This window comes from Parabacteroides sp. FAFU027 (genome assembly GCF_022808675.1).
Classification (GTDB): domain Bacteria; phylum Bacteroidota; class Bacteroidia; order Bacteroidales; family UBA7332; genus CAXXIC01.
This window is the reverse complement of sequence record NZ_JAKZKV010000003.1, coordinates 226,315-240,404: the sequence shown is the minus strand read 5'-3', so window position 1 is coordinate 240,404 and position 14,090 is coordinate 226,315. Positions and strand designations below refer to the sequence as shown.

Here is a 14,090-nt window from a genome sequence, read left to right as displayed (position 1 = left end):
TATAACACAAAATACGCTTGTAAATTGACATAATATCATACCTTTGCATTGAATAATGACAAAATGACAACTCTTAAATAGGTATTAGGTATGTATTGTGATCGTATGAAAAGGGAATGTTACGCGGAGTCGGATCTGACATTCCTGTTTAATATTAGTAATATTATCAGCCGGAGCCAGGATATTAACAGTGACCTGGAGCTGGTACTTGCCAGTCTGTGCAATTTCCTTGGGGCAGATCACAGCATGATTACGATCGTGAACCGTCATTTTGCTCACATCAAAATCGGAGCTGCATACGGAATGACCGAGGAGGAGAAGGGTAGGGGCGTTTACCAGATGGGTGAAGGCATTGTCGGCGAGGTGGTGAATTCAAAGAAACCCATCATTATTCCCGATATCTATAAAGAACAGACTTACCTGAACAAGACAGGTATCGCCCGCAAAGCCGGTCATTCGACCGCATTTATCTGTGTCCCTATTTGTGCAGAGGAAGAAGTGACCGGAACGCTGAGTATTCACATGCACCACAAGAGCCGGATTGATTTTTCTGCCGAAGCGAAATTCCTCAATATCGTAGGATTGTTGGTGGGGCGTAGCGTAGAGGTACGCCAGAACCAAATGGAGGAGTTGGAACTGCTTCGTGAAGAAAACCGTCGTCTGAAAGGTGGCCTGGTCTCACTCCGTCCGGATAATGTTGTGGGAAATTCATCCCTGATGAACGATCTTTTCGAAATGATTAACCGCGTGGCTCAAACCAATGCAACGGTGATGATCCGGGGTGAAAGCGGTGTGGGTAAAGAGTTGATAGCCGAAGCGATTCATAAGGCCAGCTCACGGGCGAACGGTCCGTTTGTTAAAGTCAACTGCGCGGCATTGCCGGAGAATCTGATCGAAAGCGAATTGTTCGGCCACGAGAAAGGGTCATTTACGGGAGCAAACTCCCAGCACGTAGGCCGTTTCGAAATGGCTGACGGCGGAACTATTTTCCTGGATGAAATAGGGGAAGTTCCGTTGTCATTGCAGGTGAAATTGCTACGTGTGTTACAGCAGCGACAGTTTGAACGTGTAGGCGGAAACAAAACCATCAATATTGATGTTCGCATCATCACGGCTACGAACCGTAACCTGGAAGAGATGATTAAAAAGAACGAATTCCGGGAAGATTTCTACTACCGGATCAACGTTTTCCCGATATATGTTCCTGCGCTTCGTGAGCGTCGGGCAGATATTCCGATTTTGGTGGATCACTTTATCGATAAGCTGAATAAAATAAACGGTACCAATGTGAAGCGCATCACCGGTGAGGCCATAGACATGCTGATGATGTATTCCTGGCCGGGAAATATCCGGGAGCTGGAGAATGTGATTGAGCGCTCGATGATTATGAGTACCGACGATGTAATCCGTTCCTATAACCTGCCGCCGACGCTTCAGACGGGAGCTTCATCCGATACGGTGACCAAGGGTACATTAAATTCCGTTATCGAGAAGGTAGAAAAACAGCTCATTCTGGATACGCTTATCGCCACCCGTGGAAATGTTGCCAAAGCAGCGACACAGTTGGGGGTTACCGAACGAATTTTGGGTCTGCGTGTTCATAAATATGAGATCAATCCGAAGAACTATAAACATTTGGCTGATGATGAAGAGAATTGAAAAAATAGATATTGAAGATTGTGATTTCAGCAATCCGGACCACCTAACCTCGGCGGTGGAGCTGATTAATTGCTATATACAGGATGAAATGGGAGGGGGCGCTCCACTTTCGCCAATCCAGCAGCTTCGCTTTGTGGATGGGCTGAATGAACACCCCAAGAAAATTGTTTTGTTGGCCTCTGTTGAAGGGAAATGCGGCGGCATGATTGTCGCGTTCGAGAACTTCTCGACTTTTACAGCCCGTCCCATGGTTAATATCCATGACGTCATCGTGAAAAAAGAGTTTCGGGGAAATGGTATAGGCCGCAAACTGATGGAGGCGCTTGAATTCAGAGCTAAAGAACTGCGATGCAGTCGCATCACCCTCGAAGTGCGTGAAGATAATCAGGTCGCACAGCAGCTATACAAAAGCATGGGCTTCGATGAAACTGAGCCACCGATGCGTTATTGGCGGAAATATTTGTAGGGCTGATCCTTGTGGTTGCCAGCTAAATAGTGATTTCCTATTGGAATATTCTATTAATCACGGAAAGCATTTACCTATATAATAGTAAAATGCCGGATTGTCTTCCATACAGTCCGGCGTTTATGTTTTCAGACACTGCGATTGAAATCAACATATATTCGTGTAACGTGTTATAATTGAAAACGTTTTCATTATGAAGATAGTTATATCCGGTGGTTCCGGCCTTATTGGGAACCATTTGAATTATGAATTTACCAGGCAGGGGAATGAGGTGATCAACCTCGACCGCTCGCTCTATCAGCCGGAACGTTCGGAACGGCTTGCTCAGGTATTGGCGGATTGCCAGGTGGTAATCAATCTGGCTGGCGCAACCATCAATCATCCCTGGACTCCAAAATACAAACAGGAAATTTACAATAGCCGTATCCTGACCACACGTGCCCTGGTCTCTGCAATAAACAGCCTGGATAGTAAACCGAAACTCTTAATTTCAGCATCGGCGGTAGGAGCTTATCCTCCGGATGTCAATTGTGATGAATCTTTTACGGAATACGGTACGGATTTTCTGGCCACCGTCTGTCGCGATTGGGAGGCAGAGGCACGACGTGTCTCCCCGGAAGTCCGTTTGGCCATTACCCGTTTCGGAGTCGTGCTGGCTGCCGAGGGAGGAGCATTGCCTGAAATGATTCGCCCCTATAAATATATGTTAGGCGGAAAGATTGGTAACGGTAGTCAGGGATTTCCCTGGGTGCATGTGGAAGACCTGGTAGGTGCGTTGGTATTTATTGTGGAAAATAAAGAGCTGAGCGGACTCATTAATATTACCTCACCCGAACGGGTGACTAACGACGAGTTTAACCGGGTACTCTCACATGTGCTCAAACGTCCGGCATTGTTATCTGTGCCGAAATGGGCGCTGTTTCTCGCGTTGGGTGAACGGGCAAATATGTTGACATCCGGCCAGATGGTTTATCCCGGAAAGCTTTTTCAGTACGATTATGCCTTCCGTTACCAGAGTCTAAAGCTGGCTCTCCGACATCTTTGTAGCCAAATGAAAGTATTGTAATCGAAAATCAACCATTTTGTAAGTTTTGCGAACTGATTTCTGTTTCTGGTTAAGAAGTAAAGCCTCATGGATTTCTCGTGGGGTTTTGTCATTATGTCAATAAATATGTTGCAAAACATCTGTTTGGTTACCTTTTTGATCTGGATAATTGTCGCTGTAATTGCATTTTGATAGACAAATGTCAATTTGGTAGCCTTTGTTTGGTTTCAAATTGGATTCGTTGTTTTGGTTTTAAAATGAGCAATATGATACCTAAAACATGGAAAAGATACATTTGTGTAGGTTTTTATTCGAAATTAACAACCAAAATGTAGGTTTGTTGCTGTAATGTATATATCTTTGCACCAACAAAACTAATAGCATTATGTTCGACATTGGATTAACTACGTTTATGATTTTGGCTACCAGCCTCGTGATGTTAATGACTCCGGGACTGGCGTTCTTTTATGGTGGATTGGGATGTAAGAAAAACATCCTTAGCATTATGATGCAGAGCTTCGTATCGATGGGCGTATCTACAGTATTGTGGTTTGCTTTCGGTTATTCGGTTTGTTTCAGCGGTGATATGGCTCATGGAACTGACTTTTTCGGAATAATCGGGAATTTCAACAAAGCATTTTACCACGGAATTACCCCAAATACGCTCTATTCAGCCGATAAACGTTTTCCTGAATATATCTTCATCGCCTACCAGATGATGTTTGCCATCATCACTCCGGCCCTGATTACCGGCGCATTTATCAATCGCGTAACTTTCAAAGCCTATATCTTCTTCCTCGTTTTGTGGCAGATTTTCGTTTATTACCCGTTCGTACACATGGTATGGGGTGGCGGATTGCTCGCTCAGTGGGGTGTATTTGACTTTGCCGGCGGTATTGTCGTACACGCAACAGCAGGTTTCGCAGCATTGGCTTCTGTATATTTCGTAGGCTCTCGTCCTGAAAAAAGTGACCCCAATAACATTCCTTTGGTTGCCATCGGTACCGCATTGTTGTGGTTCGGTTGGTACGGGTTCAACGCGGGAAGTGAATTAGCCGTTAACTCTGTAACTATCTCAGCATTCCTGAATACTGATACTGCCGCTTCATTCGCAGCCGTTACCTGGTTGATTATCGAATGGAATACAGGCAAAAAGAAACCAACCTTTATCGGTTTGATGACCGGTGCTGTTGCCGGATTGGCAACCATCACTCCTGCTGCCGGATATGTTGATATCTACTCTTCGGCTGTTATCGGTGTGATTGCTTCAATCGGTTGTTTCATGGCCGTTAAATGGAAAGAACACCAGGGCTGGGACGATGCGCTCGATGTATGGGGTGTACATGGTATGGGTGGTGTAATCGGAACTCTCTGTATGGGCTTCTTTGCCAACAAAGCAATTAACCCGGCTATTCCTAACGGCCTGTTCTACGGAGGTGACGCTTCGTTGTTGCTCAAAGAGGGTGTTGCAATCCTGATGGCTATCAGCGCCGGATTCTTCTTCACCCTGTTGCTCTTTAAACTGATCAACAAGTTTATCCCGGTACGCGTATCGGTGAAAGAGCAGACTGTCGGTCTTGATATCGTCCACCACGGTGAGGTAGCACGCCAGAACTAATCTTTTGATCCAAAGCATAAACTAAACATAAACATAATAACACCTGTGCAAAGGAGCGGATTCGTTTGCTTCTTTGGAGGAAAAGGCCGGATGTGAATCCGGCCTTTTCTTTTTAAGGTGGTTTTGAGTCTTCTTCCTTCGATTTTACGAATGTTAAATAAGTTGATAATTCTGTTTTGTGCCTATTTAGGATTTAGAGAAAATAGTCTTTGGATTTTGGATAGCCGGAGGTGTCTGAAGGTGAAATGATAAGAGCAAAAGTATTGTTGAATTGTTAAAATGCAGGATTTGGGGCATTGTGTGATTCCCAGTAAATTAGATAACTTTTAGATACCGCTACAGGGTATAAAATTGATTGTTTTGGAAGGATGATAACCTGATTGTTGTTCTGGCGTTTCCTTGCAAAATACTGAAAAACAAATTGGTATAATTGATGTTGGAAATGCTGCAAAGAGGGGGCTGGTTTGGATTTTGTACTTGTTAAAATAGAACTCTTCTACTTGATATTTTAAAATTAAGTTTATTCCTTTGTCATGCCGACAGGACGGGTTGAGCTGAGAAGGGTAAAGTCAATAACGACAACTTACTAAGAAGAAAGGAGGGCATCAGCTTATTTTGCCGGTCTGCATTTGTTTCCGTATAGATTTTGTTTTTGACCATATTTTATAACCGTTTAAAACTTATCATTATGTCAGGTTACATCACAGCCACATTCCCTCAAGAAAAAGAGCAACGCGCGTTGGAATTGATTGCCGAGCTCAAAGAAATTCTTCCATTTGTAATAAAATTGTCTCCATCAGACCGTAAAACCATGCCCAAAATAGATGACGGTAGAATTCCATTTGTGGAAAAGAGTCTTCTTTTTGGTAAACAACAACCGATGATTGTACCACCGTTTGCACCGTTGGATGAATTAACGAACGACCTGAGTCTCTTTAGTTCGTTGCGTCGTGTCGCACTGGATTTAGCTACGTTATCGGAAATGGTGTCTGATACCCGCCTGGCAGCAGGAAGCGATGCCTATCAGGCGGCTTTGTCCATCTATAAGTCAGCGAAAGGGGCTTCGAAGATGGGTGTTCCGGGAACACAAAGCATTGTGGACGAGTTAAGCAAATTATTTGACGGGCAAGGCCCCAATGGAAATACCACACCGTCTACCAACTAAATATCCCTAATGGGGTACTTCGGATGTAGGAGGGGGTACTTCCGAAGTACCCCCTCCTACATCAAAGACGAATTAATTCGGGTTGAAGGTGAATTAATTCATTTTACGGGTAAATTAATTCATCCTTGAAGTACCCCCCACTACCTCCAACTTGAATTAATTTACTTCAGAGGTAAATCAATTTACCCCAGAGGTAAATTAATTCACATCAAAGATGAATTAATTCATGTCAGAGGTAAATTAATTCGGGATTGAAGTACCCTCACCCACTTGAATGATGAATTAATTTGGGTAAAAGGTAGATTAATTCAAGCCTGAAGTACCCATTTGCAGAGTAAGATAAAAGTTCCGGAGCTACACAGTGCCGGTTCAACAGAAAGGGGCGGTGACAAAAGTTAACTAAGGTCATAACGTTGCCGTCCCGATCTGTTTTTTTTGAAAGAAATAAGGAGGTTTCCCGAAAATCCGGAATAGAGTAGGGGATTTGTACAAGTCGTTAGTTTATGAAATGTTTATTGAAAGTATTCGCTCTTTTTCTGGGAGTATGTTTTTTGTTTGTGGGATGTAGTGACGAGCCGGATTCTGCAAATTCAAATCAAGGGGGTAGCCTAAATAATAATGTGATAAGTGGCTCCATTGACTCATTCCAAAATAAAAACATTAACGTTACTACGGTAAGTTGTTATGGTACGGGAACCGACATTCTTGGTTCGGGAACAATCTCTTCTTTGGGTAGATTTTCTTTTCCGCTAACCTCTCCTCCTGAAAATTGTTTACGTGAAATATTTGACGGCGGTATTTTTGTCGGAACCATTAGTGATACAACTGCATTGATTGGTTTTTATGCATTACAGACCTTCAAGTCAAATCAAGAAATAGCCTCTTATTGTCTAATAAGGACTAATTGTAATCAAATAAATGAATTAAGGAAAGTTGGGGTAGCATATACATGTCTTGTTTATAGCAATAAGGATGTTTCGATTTTCGGCAATCATACTATTACAGATGAATATGCCGATCCCCAATATAGTGGTAAGAGTGTTCAATATTGCAGCTTCAGGCTGAAAAAAGGGTGGAATGAGCTTGTGTATAAAACAACAAAGAGGGTTATTACGGCATATAGCCATCTTGAAGAGACCAGTTTGACTGATACTATTACAAGTGATCTTAAATGGAAACTATTGTCAGATATTAATTATCAATATGGCAATGCGTATAACAAGAATGTCAATTTAATAGAGTCGATATTCCTTAAATAGTTATTAGTGTCTCATTGATGAAACACTTTTTGGGGTATTTGGGTCCTATATATCAAATTATAAATACAGTATAACAAGATTGGAAAGCGGGTGCCGAAAAGCTGACGAGTAGGCGATAACTAATTTATTTCTATGAAAAATCTATTGAAAATGTCCTTATTGGCTTTATCGTTGTCGGTAGGAATGGTGTTTGTAAGTTGCGGTGGTGATGAAGATGAGCCGTCAGCGAATGCAACCAGTTTGTCAAATTCGGTGTTGAGCGGTAAGGTTGAATCTTTTGACGGAAGTGTTAGTCAGGTAAAGGCTTTAGCTTATACTTCTGATGCAGAAGATACGTACATCAATGTGGGTGAAGGAGCGATCTCATCCACTGGCAGTTTTTCCATTAACTTAGTAGCTCCCGGTAATGCTGGTTTGTGCAAGATTGGTATGGATAGCAGTTTTGTTGGAACTATCAGCGATACTACAGCTTTGATTTCTAAGGAATCATTAGTATTTGCAGCTTATAGTGGTACTTCTGTTAACGGAGCATTGATCAAATCTAATTTTACCAGTACTGATTTGACCGAAAATCAAGGTGCTGCATATTCTATATTTGTTTATAGCGATAAAGACGTAAAGGTCTCTGGAAAATCATCGATCTCGGAGAATATCTCTGGGTATCAACTTAATTATACCGAGAATTACAACTTCACATTGAAAAAAGGATGGAATGAATTGGTGTATAAAGTTTCCAAAGTAAGCTATACCACAACCACTGTAACGGAAGAATTGAGTTTGACCAATACTATTTCCAGTGACCTCAAATGGAGACTTATGTCTGATGCACTTAAAAGTGCAATGGTTGATGATTCTGCTAAGGCACATTTCCTGAAAACACCACTCATCTTTAAATCAAAATAATCATCCGGCTGTGCAGGATTTAATTTGATATTAAGACAAATTGTTTTGCTTGTAATTTTCAGGGGCAGCACGGTTAGGGTTTACCGTTGCTGCCCCGCTTTTATTTCAACAAGAATATTCCTGAAAGCAAAACTCCCCGACCGGACGAACCGATCGGGGAGTTTGTGTTTTGTAAAAGAACCGGATTACAATACACCGATTTCTTTCAATACGTCGTTAGTTGCACGAACGGCAGCAGCGCTCTTCTCGAAAGCAGCTTTTTCAGCGTCGCTCAGTTTAACTTCGAGGATTTTCTCTACACCGTTTTTGCCGATTACAGCAGGAACACCGATGCAGATGTCGCTTTGTCCGTATTCGCCTTCAAGGAATACACAAGAAGGAATTACTTTCTTCTGGTCGCGGATGATTGACTCAGCTACGTAAGCAGCAGCAGCGCCCGGAGCGTACCATGCAGAAGTACCGAGTAATTTAGTCAATGTAGCACCACCTACCATAGTGTCAGCAACTACTTTATCCAGCTCTTCTTTGCTCAACAGGTCAGAAACCGGAATACCTTTGTAGTTTGCCATGCTGGTTACAGGAATCATAGTAGTATCACCGTGACCACCGATTACCATACCTTCTACTTCGTTCATGTTTGCATCAAGCGCTTTGCTCAGGTAGCAACGGAAGCGTGAGCTATCCAATGCGCCACCCATACCGAATACCTGGTTTTTAGGAAGGCCGGTAGCTTTCAATGCCAGGTAAGTCATGGTATCCATCGGGTTACTTACCACGATGATGAATGCTTTAGGAGAATATTTCAGGATGTTTTCAGCAACGGTTTTTACGATACCGGCATTTACACCGATTAATTCTTCACGTGTCATACCCGGTTTCCGTGGAAGACCTGAAGTAATTACAACTACATCTGAACCGGCAGTTTTAGAATAATCGTTGGTAACGCCTGTCAGTTTGGTATCGAAATCCTGCAATGCAGAAGTTTGAAACATATCCAGGATTTTACCTTCAGCGAAACCCTCTTTAATATCGAGAAGAACGACTTCGTTGGCCACTTCGTTAACGGCCAAAACGTTTGCGCAGGTTGCACCTACGGCGCCGGCTCCTACTACGGTTACTTTTGACATAATCTATAATGTTTTTATGAGTTAGAATGTGCTATTTTAGACGCGGGCAAATGTACGATAAATGATTCGATTGCAGAAATATTTCCGTATTCACTTTCGATTAAAGAATATTAATTTGCTATCCCTAATGCCCTAAAACCACTACATTTGCAGCGAATTTTCGGAAAAAGTGAATCTTATGACAAAGAATACAAAGTGGCTTATTGTGGCAGTTGCGGCACTGACTTTGGTGCTGGCAGGGGCTATAATTTACATTACCAGACAACAAAGCGAGATTAAAGGGATGACCGAAGAGTTTGATATTCAGAAGTCCGACCTGGAAAATGAATATTCACAGCTTGCGACGCAATACGAAGGGTATAATAAGATGGACTTTCATAATGACTCCCTCTTTGCCCAGTACGAAAACGAAAAGATGAAGGTGCAGCGACTGCTTGAAGAGCTTCGTACCGTGAAATCGACCAATGGCCGTCGTATCCGTGAATTGCAGAAGGAGCTGGCAACGGTGCGTGCCGTATTGCGCACTTATATCATTCAGGTCGATTCTCTGAATGCGCAAAACAAAAGGCTTCGCGATGAAAATCAGAACGTGACGCAGCGTTACAACGAAGCTTCACAGACCGTTTCGCAATTATCAAAAGAGAAGAAAAACCTTTCGGATAAAGTTTCGCTCGCAGCGCAGTTGAACGCGACGGAAATCAGTGTTTCGGGACTGAATAAAAAAGGAAAGGCGACCAAGGATGTGGGGAAAATGACCCAAATCATGATTAACTTCAAGATTGCCCGCAATGTGACGGCTGCAACCGGTGATAAGATGGTTTACCTGCGCATTATGAAACCGGATAACGACATCCTGACCAAAAACCGGATGGATTTGTTCAGATACGAAAATCGTGACATCAATTATTCCTGTCGAAAGGCGTTTGAATATACCGGTGAGGAGATTCCGCTGACCTTATACTGGAATGTCGAAGAATACCTTTACCCCGGAGACTACCGCGTGGACATTTTCGCTGACGGCAACCTGATTGGAAGCCGCAGTTTTAAACTGGAAAAGTAAAAATCAATAAACCATAGTGAAACGCACCTGACTGAAATCAGGTGCGTTTCTTTTGATGGGAAATAAGACCTCAGTAACAGGTTTTAATCATCGCGAATTAAAAAAGAACTATTAATTGGTTTTGTTGCACAGAATTCATACTTTTGTGCGTTTTGCAAACCTCAAAACAAAGATTGTCGTCAAACCATGAAGCAATATTTAGATTTACTACAGCGTGTTTTAGATGAAGGTGTGCGTAAAGATGACCGCACCGGTACGGGAACCATCAGCGTATTTGGCCATCAGATGCGTTTCAATCTCGAAGAGGGATTCCCGATGCTTACCACAAAAAAGCTTCACCTGAAGTCTATTGTTCACGAATTGCTTTGGTTTTTGGCAGGTGATACCAACGTAAAGTATCTTCAGGATAATGGAGTCCGTATCTGGAATGAATGGGCTGATGAGAATGGTGATTTAGGTCACATTTACGGTTATCAATGGCGTTCGTGGCCTGATTATGACGGTGGTCACATCGACCAGATTACCGAAATTATTGATACAATCAAGAATAATCCCGATTCACGCCGTATCATAGTAAGTGCATGGAACGTGGCCGATATTAAAAACATGAAGCTACCGCCTTGCCACGCTTTCTTCCAGTTTTATGTGGCAGATGGACGCCTTAGTCTGCAATTGTACCAACGCAGTGCCGATGTCTTTCTCGGCGTTCCTTTTAATATCGCTTCTTATGCTTTGTTGCTGATGATGGTTGCTCAGGCTACAGGTCTTAAAGCAGGTGACTTCGTACATACTTTCGGTGATGTACACATTTACTCTAATCATATTGAACAGGTTAAGCTCCAGCTTTCGCGCGAACCCCGCGCATTGCCCCGCATGGAGATTAATCCTGATGTAAAAGATATTTTCTCCTTTAAATATGAGGATTTCACACTTTGCGATTACAATCCGCATCCCCATATTAAAGCTGATGTTTCAGTTTAATAACTAATAAATTCAAGGTAAGCTATGTCAACAATTTCAGTTATTTGCGCCCTTGCCGAAGACCGTGGTATCGGAAAAAAACAGGAGCTTTTGTGGCGACTGCCCAACGATATGAAACGCTTCAAAAACCTCACTGAAGGGCATATTGTAGTGATGGGCCGCAAGACGTTTGAATCGTTGCCGAAAGGGGCGCTTCCCAATCGGAAAAACATTGTGCTGACCTCTATGCCCGAAGCCATGGGCACCACCTGTATTGCTTGTACTACGATGGAAGAGGCCATTCAGTTAAGTGAAAGCGACAAAGAGATTTTTATTATTGGTGGAGCTTCCGTCTATCAAGAGGCTTTGACAAAAGCAGATAAAATGTATCTGACTTTCGTCCATTCAACTTTTCCTGACGCCGATGTGCATTTCCCCGAAGTCAACTATGACGAATGGGAAGAGGTGAATCGCGAAGATCATAAAGCGGATGATAAGAACGCTTATGATTACACCTTTGTGGATTTCGTGAGAAAGAGATAAGGGAGGCCTTTTCCGACCCCACCGAAGGAGGTGAAAAGAAAAAATCAAAATCAAAACATTAGTAAGAGCTCTGATCCAACTCCCTCCCTTTGGGGGAGGGTTGGGGAGGGGCTATTTTTATTATGAATATTATCCTATTTGACGGAAAATGCAGAACAGACCTGCTTCCGTTTACCTTTACCCGACCTGTAGCCGACATCCGCGTCGGTATAATGACCATTCGCGAGAAATGGGCCAAAGTGTTTAAAGCTGAATTTTCCTATCTGACTGAAGAATACCTTTCAGAAAAGTTTCCCTTGAATGAGACCGAGGAAAATATCTACATCGCTGGAAATGTATTACCATCGATTGAGCTGGTTGACGCTATTCTTCACCTGAATGAAGGCGAAGCGCTGTTTAATGACGATTTGTTGATTGCGGTAAAAGGTAATCGTACAGCTTATGAGCAAGCGGAGTCGTTGGAACGCGTGGAATACAAGGAAAAACTGCTCGCTATTCGTCAAAGTTACGATATCTTCACGTTGAATGGAGAAGCGATGGAAGTGGATTTCCGTCGGTTGACCATTGGACGCCAAAGTGCTGCGTTGAGCCCGACTGTACAGGTGATTGGTGAGCTCTGCTTTGCAGATGGAACTCCGAAGCTATTTGTGGAAGAGGGCGTGACCATCGAATGTGCAACTATCAATCTGAAAAACGGTCCCGTTTATCTGGGAAAAGATGTTGAAATCATGGAAGGTTCGCATATCCGGGCACCATTTGCCGCCTGTGAGCACGCTACTGTGAATATGGGTGCGAAAATATACGGAGCAACGACATTAGGTCCTTACTGCAAAGTAGGAGGGGAGCTCAATAACGTAGTAATGTTTGGTTATTCCAATAAAGCTCACGACGGATTCCTGGGAAATGCCGTTATCGGAGAGTGGTGTAACCTCGGTGCCGGAACTGAATCGTCCAACCTGAAAAATGATTACGCAGAAGTGAAGCTGTGGAACTACTCTTCACGCCGTTTTGCTAAAACCGGACTGCAATTCTGTGGTTTGATGATGGGTGACTATTCCAAAGCAGGCATTAATACGATGTTTAATACAGCAACTGTTATCGGTATTGGTTGTAATATCTACGGTTCCGATTTTCCACGTACTTATATCCCGTCTTTTAGTGAAGGAGGTGCATCAGGCTTTAAAGAGGCGAATATGAAAAACTTCTTTGCAACTTTAGAGAAAGTCAAAGCCCGCCGGAAGAAAGAACTCACAGATGCAGAACGTCGCATTTGCGAAGTGGTGCTGGAGCAGAAGATATAAAATACCGACTGTGAAACAATATATTCGGAGTAATCGGATATTTATCCTGAATTGAAAGCGAAAAATAGTGATTAGGGAATGATTTATCGGCGCTAGATTCCTATTTATTGGGTCTTGTGGCTGATTTATCCACTCTTCAAACTAAAATATTGCCGCGTAGAAGTGATTTATTCTCTCTTAGATTTAATTTGAGGTCAATGTGTTTTAATATATTCAGACTATGAAATATTATTTGACATCTAAGAGGTGATTTGTGATGAATGTGAATTGATATATTTGGAATATATAATTATATATTGTTAATATGGATTGGAATATGCACGCTATGAAGTGAATTATTCCCGCTCTGAAGTAATTTATGCCGGTTGTGATTTCATATACCGGCATTTTCATTTATTATTTCAGCTCATCGGTCGCTAAAGAGAAGAGTTCGTTGCAGGTTTTCCAGTTGCGGGTGGTGGCGATGACCTTGAGACGGTTTTCAATCAGGCTGTTGCTGATTTTTGTCTTGCTGTATCCATTCGGACAGTAGAGATAGACAACTCGTCCTCTGGTTTTGAAATCATCTGTAAGACTTTTGTCCGCATTTAACTTATCAACCAAAGATTGTAACGGCTTTTCGGTCAGAAAAGTGACATGCAGGTGGTTGCTTTCCTTTGATTTATCAGACAAATAGGGATTCTGCTCAATAATAATCCTCAGTTCGTCACGGCTCAGGACAATCACCGGAACGTCAAATCCGAATCGGAAAAGGATTTCCTCCGTTATTTTTTGCTCAAACTTCGTATCGTTTCCATTTTTACTTTGGAAGATTATGTTTCCGCTCTGGATATAGCTCTTAACCCCGGTAAATCCCATGTCGGAAAACATTTGGCGGAGTGTATCCATCTTTATCATGCGGTTTCCGCTGACGTTGATGCCGCGTAATATGGCAATGTAGGTCTGCATAAATGATTTGGGGTTGTATAACAGTAGAGACGTGGC

13 protein-coding genes are annotated in these 14,090 nt (G+C 42.6%); 11 read left to right on the top strand and 2 right to left on the bottom strand.

Annotation, left to right across the window (positions count from 1 at the left end):
* Positions 1–105: 105 nt before the first annotated feature.
* From MLE17_RS06305 to MLE17_RS06275, 7 genes are all read left to right on the top strand, one after another.
* Positions 106–1,659, top strand: coding sequence for a sigma-54 interaction domain-containing protein (locus tag MLE17_RS06305; protein ID WP_243347908.1), 1,554 nt, complete (start codon positions 106–108; stop codon positions 1,657–1,659).
* Complete coding sequence (locus tag MLE17_RS06300) at positions 1,643–2,125, top strand: GNAT family N-acetyltransferase (protein WP_243347907.1); 483 nt, start codon at positions 1,643–1,645, stop codon at positions 2,123–2,125. Before MLE17_RS06305 ends, MLE17_RS06300 begins: the two co-directional genes overlap by 17 nt.
* A 193-nt stretch (positions 2,126–2,318) precedes the next feature.
* Complete coding sequence (locus MLE17_RS06295) at positions 2,319–3,191, top strand: TIGR01777 family oxidoreductase (protein WP_243347906.1); 873 nt, start codon at positions 2,319–2,321, stop codon at positions 3,189–3,191.
* A gap of 364 nt (positions 3,192–3,555) precedes the next feature.
* Positions 3,556–4,788, top strand: a complete 1,233-nt coding sequence (locus MLE17_RS06290; protein ID WP_243347905.1) for an ammonium transporter — start codon at positions 3,556–3,558, stop codon at positions 4,786–4,788.
* A gap of 688 nt (positions 4,789–5,476) precedes the next feature.
* On the top strand, positions 5,477–5,953 hold the full coding sequence (locus MLE17_RS06285) for a hypothetical protein (RefSeq protein ID WP_243347904.1): 477 nt from the start codon (positions 5,477–5,479) through the stop codon (positions 5,951–5,953).
* 503 nt (positions 5,954–6,456) lie between these two features.
* Positions 6,457–7,212 (top strand): hypothetical protein, encoded by a 756-nt coding sequence (locus tag MLE17_RS06280; protein ID WP_243347903.1) that lies wholly within the window; start codon positions 6,457–6,459, stop codon positions 7,210–7,212.
* Between the two features lie 132 nt (positions 7,213–7,344).
* A complete protein-coding gene (locus tag MLE17_RS06275; protein WP_243347902.1) occupies positions 7,345–8,115 on the top strand; it encodes a hypothetical protein in 771 nt (256 codons plus the stop codon).
* 185 nt (positions 8,116–8,300) lie between these two features.
* On the opposite strand, the gene mdh is transcribed toward MLE17_RS06275, so the two are convergent.
* Complete coding sequence (gene mdh, locus MLE17_RS06270) at positions 8,301–9,242, bottom strand: malate dehydrogenase (protein WP_243347901.1); 942 nt, start codon at positions 9,240–9,242, stop codon at positions 8,301–8,303.
* 178 nt (positions 9,243–9,420) lie between these two features.
* Between mdh and MLE17_RS06265 the strand changes: the two genes are divergently transcribed.
* From MLE17_RS06265 to MLE17_RS06250, 4 genes are all read left to right on the top strand, one after another.
* Positions 9,421–10,302, top strand: coding sequence for a hypothetical protein (locus tag MLE17_RS06265; RefSeq protein ID WP_243347900.1), 882 nt, complete (start codon positions 9,421–9,423; stop codon positions 10,300–10,302).
* 186 nt (positions 10,303–10,488) lie between these two features.
* Entirely contained in the window at positions 10,489–11,283 is a 795-nt protein-coding gene (locus tag MLE17_RS06260) for a thymidylate synthase (protein WP_243347899.1), read from the top strand.
* Between the two features lie 24 nt (positions 11,284–11,307).
* A complete protein-coding gene (locus tag MLE17_RS06255) occupies positions 11,308–11,805 on the top strand; it encodes a dihydrofolate reductase (protein WP_243347898.1) in 498 nt (165 codons plus the stop codon).
* 122 nt (positions 11,806–11,927) lie between these two features.
* Positions 11,928–13,106 carry a GlmU family protein gene (locus MLE17_RS06250; RefSeq protein WP_243347897.1) on the top strand — a complete coding sequence of 393 codons (1,179 nt, stop codon included), beginning with the start codon at positions 11,928–11,930 and terminating at the stop codon, positions 13,104–13,106.
* 396 nt (positions 13,107–13,502) lie between these two features.
* Here MLE17_RS06250 and MLE17_RS06245 read toward each other — a convergent pair whose 3' ends face one another.
* Positions 13,503–14,054 (bottom strand): DUF1697 domain-containing protein, encoded by a 552-nt coding sequence (locus MLE17_RS06245; RefSeq protein ID WP_243347896.1) that lies wholly within the window; start codon positions 14,052–14,054, stop codon positions 13,503–13,505.
* Positions 14,055–14,090 lie beyond the last annotated feature (36 nt).

Coding starts and splice junctions, on each gene's coding strand:
- MLE17_RS06250 (WP_243347897.1), top strand. CDS start 11,928: ATGAATATTATCCTATTTGACGGAAAATGCAGAACAGACCTGCTTCCG.
- MLE17_RS06290 (WP_243347905.1), top strand. CDS start 3,556: ATGTTCGACATTGGATTAACTACGTTTATGATTTTGGCTACCAGCCTC.
- MLE17_RS06245 (WP_243347896.1), bottom strand. CDS start 14,054: ATGCAGACCTACATTGCCATATTACGCGGCATCAACGTCAGCGGAAAC.
- MLE17_RS06300 (WP_243347907.1), top strand. CDS start 1,643: ATGATGAAGAGAATTGAAAAAATAGATATTGAAGATTGTGATTTCAGC.
- MLE17_RS06275 (WP_243347902.1), top strand. CDS start 7,345: ATGAAAAATCTATTGAAAATGTCCTTATTGGCTTTATCGTTGTCGGTA.
- MLE17_RS06260 (WP_243347899.1), top strand. CDS start 10,489: ATGAAGCAATATTTAGATTTACTACAGCGTGTTTTAGATGAAGGTGTG.
- MLE17_RS06305 (WP_243347908.1), top strand. CDS start 106: ATGAAAAGGGAATGTTACGCGGAGTCGGATCTGACATTCCTGTTTAAT.
- MLE17_RS06255 (WP_243347898.1), top strand. CDS start 11,308: ATGTCAACAATTTCAGTTATTTGCGCCCTTGCCGAAGACCGTGGTATC.
- MLE17_RS06280 (WP_243347903.1), top strand. CDS start 6,457: ATGAAATGTTTATTGAAAGTATTCGCTCTTTTTCTGGGAGTATGTTTT.
- MLE17_RS06295 (WP_243347906.1), top strand. CDS start 2,319: ATGAAGATAGTTATATCCGGTGGTTCCGGCCTTATTGGGAACCATTTG.
- MLE17_RS06285 (WP_243347904.1), top strand. CDS start 5,477: ATGTCAGGTTACATCACAGCCACATTCCCTCAAGAAAAAGAGCAACGC.
- mdh (WP_243347901.1), bottom strand. CDS start 9,242: ATGTCAAAAGTAACCGTAGTAGGAGCCGGCGCCGTAGGTGCAACCTGC.
- MLE17_RS06265 (WP_243347900.1), top strand. CDS start 9,421: ATGACAAAGAATACAAAGTGGCTTATTGTGGCAGTTGCGGCACTGACT.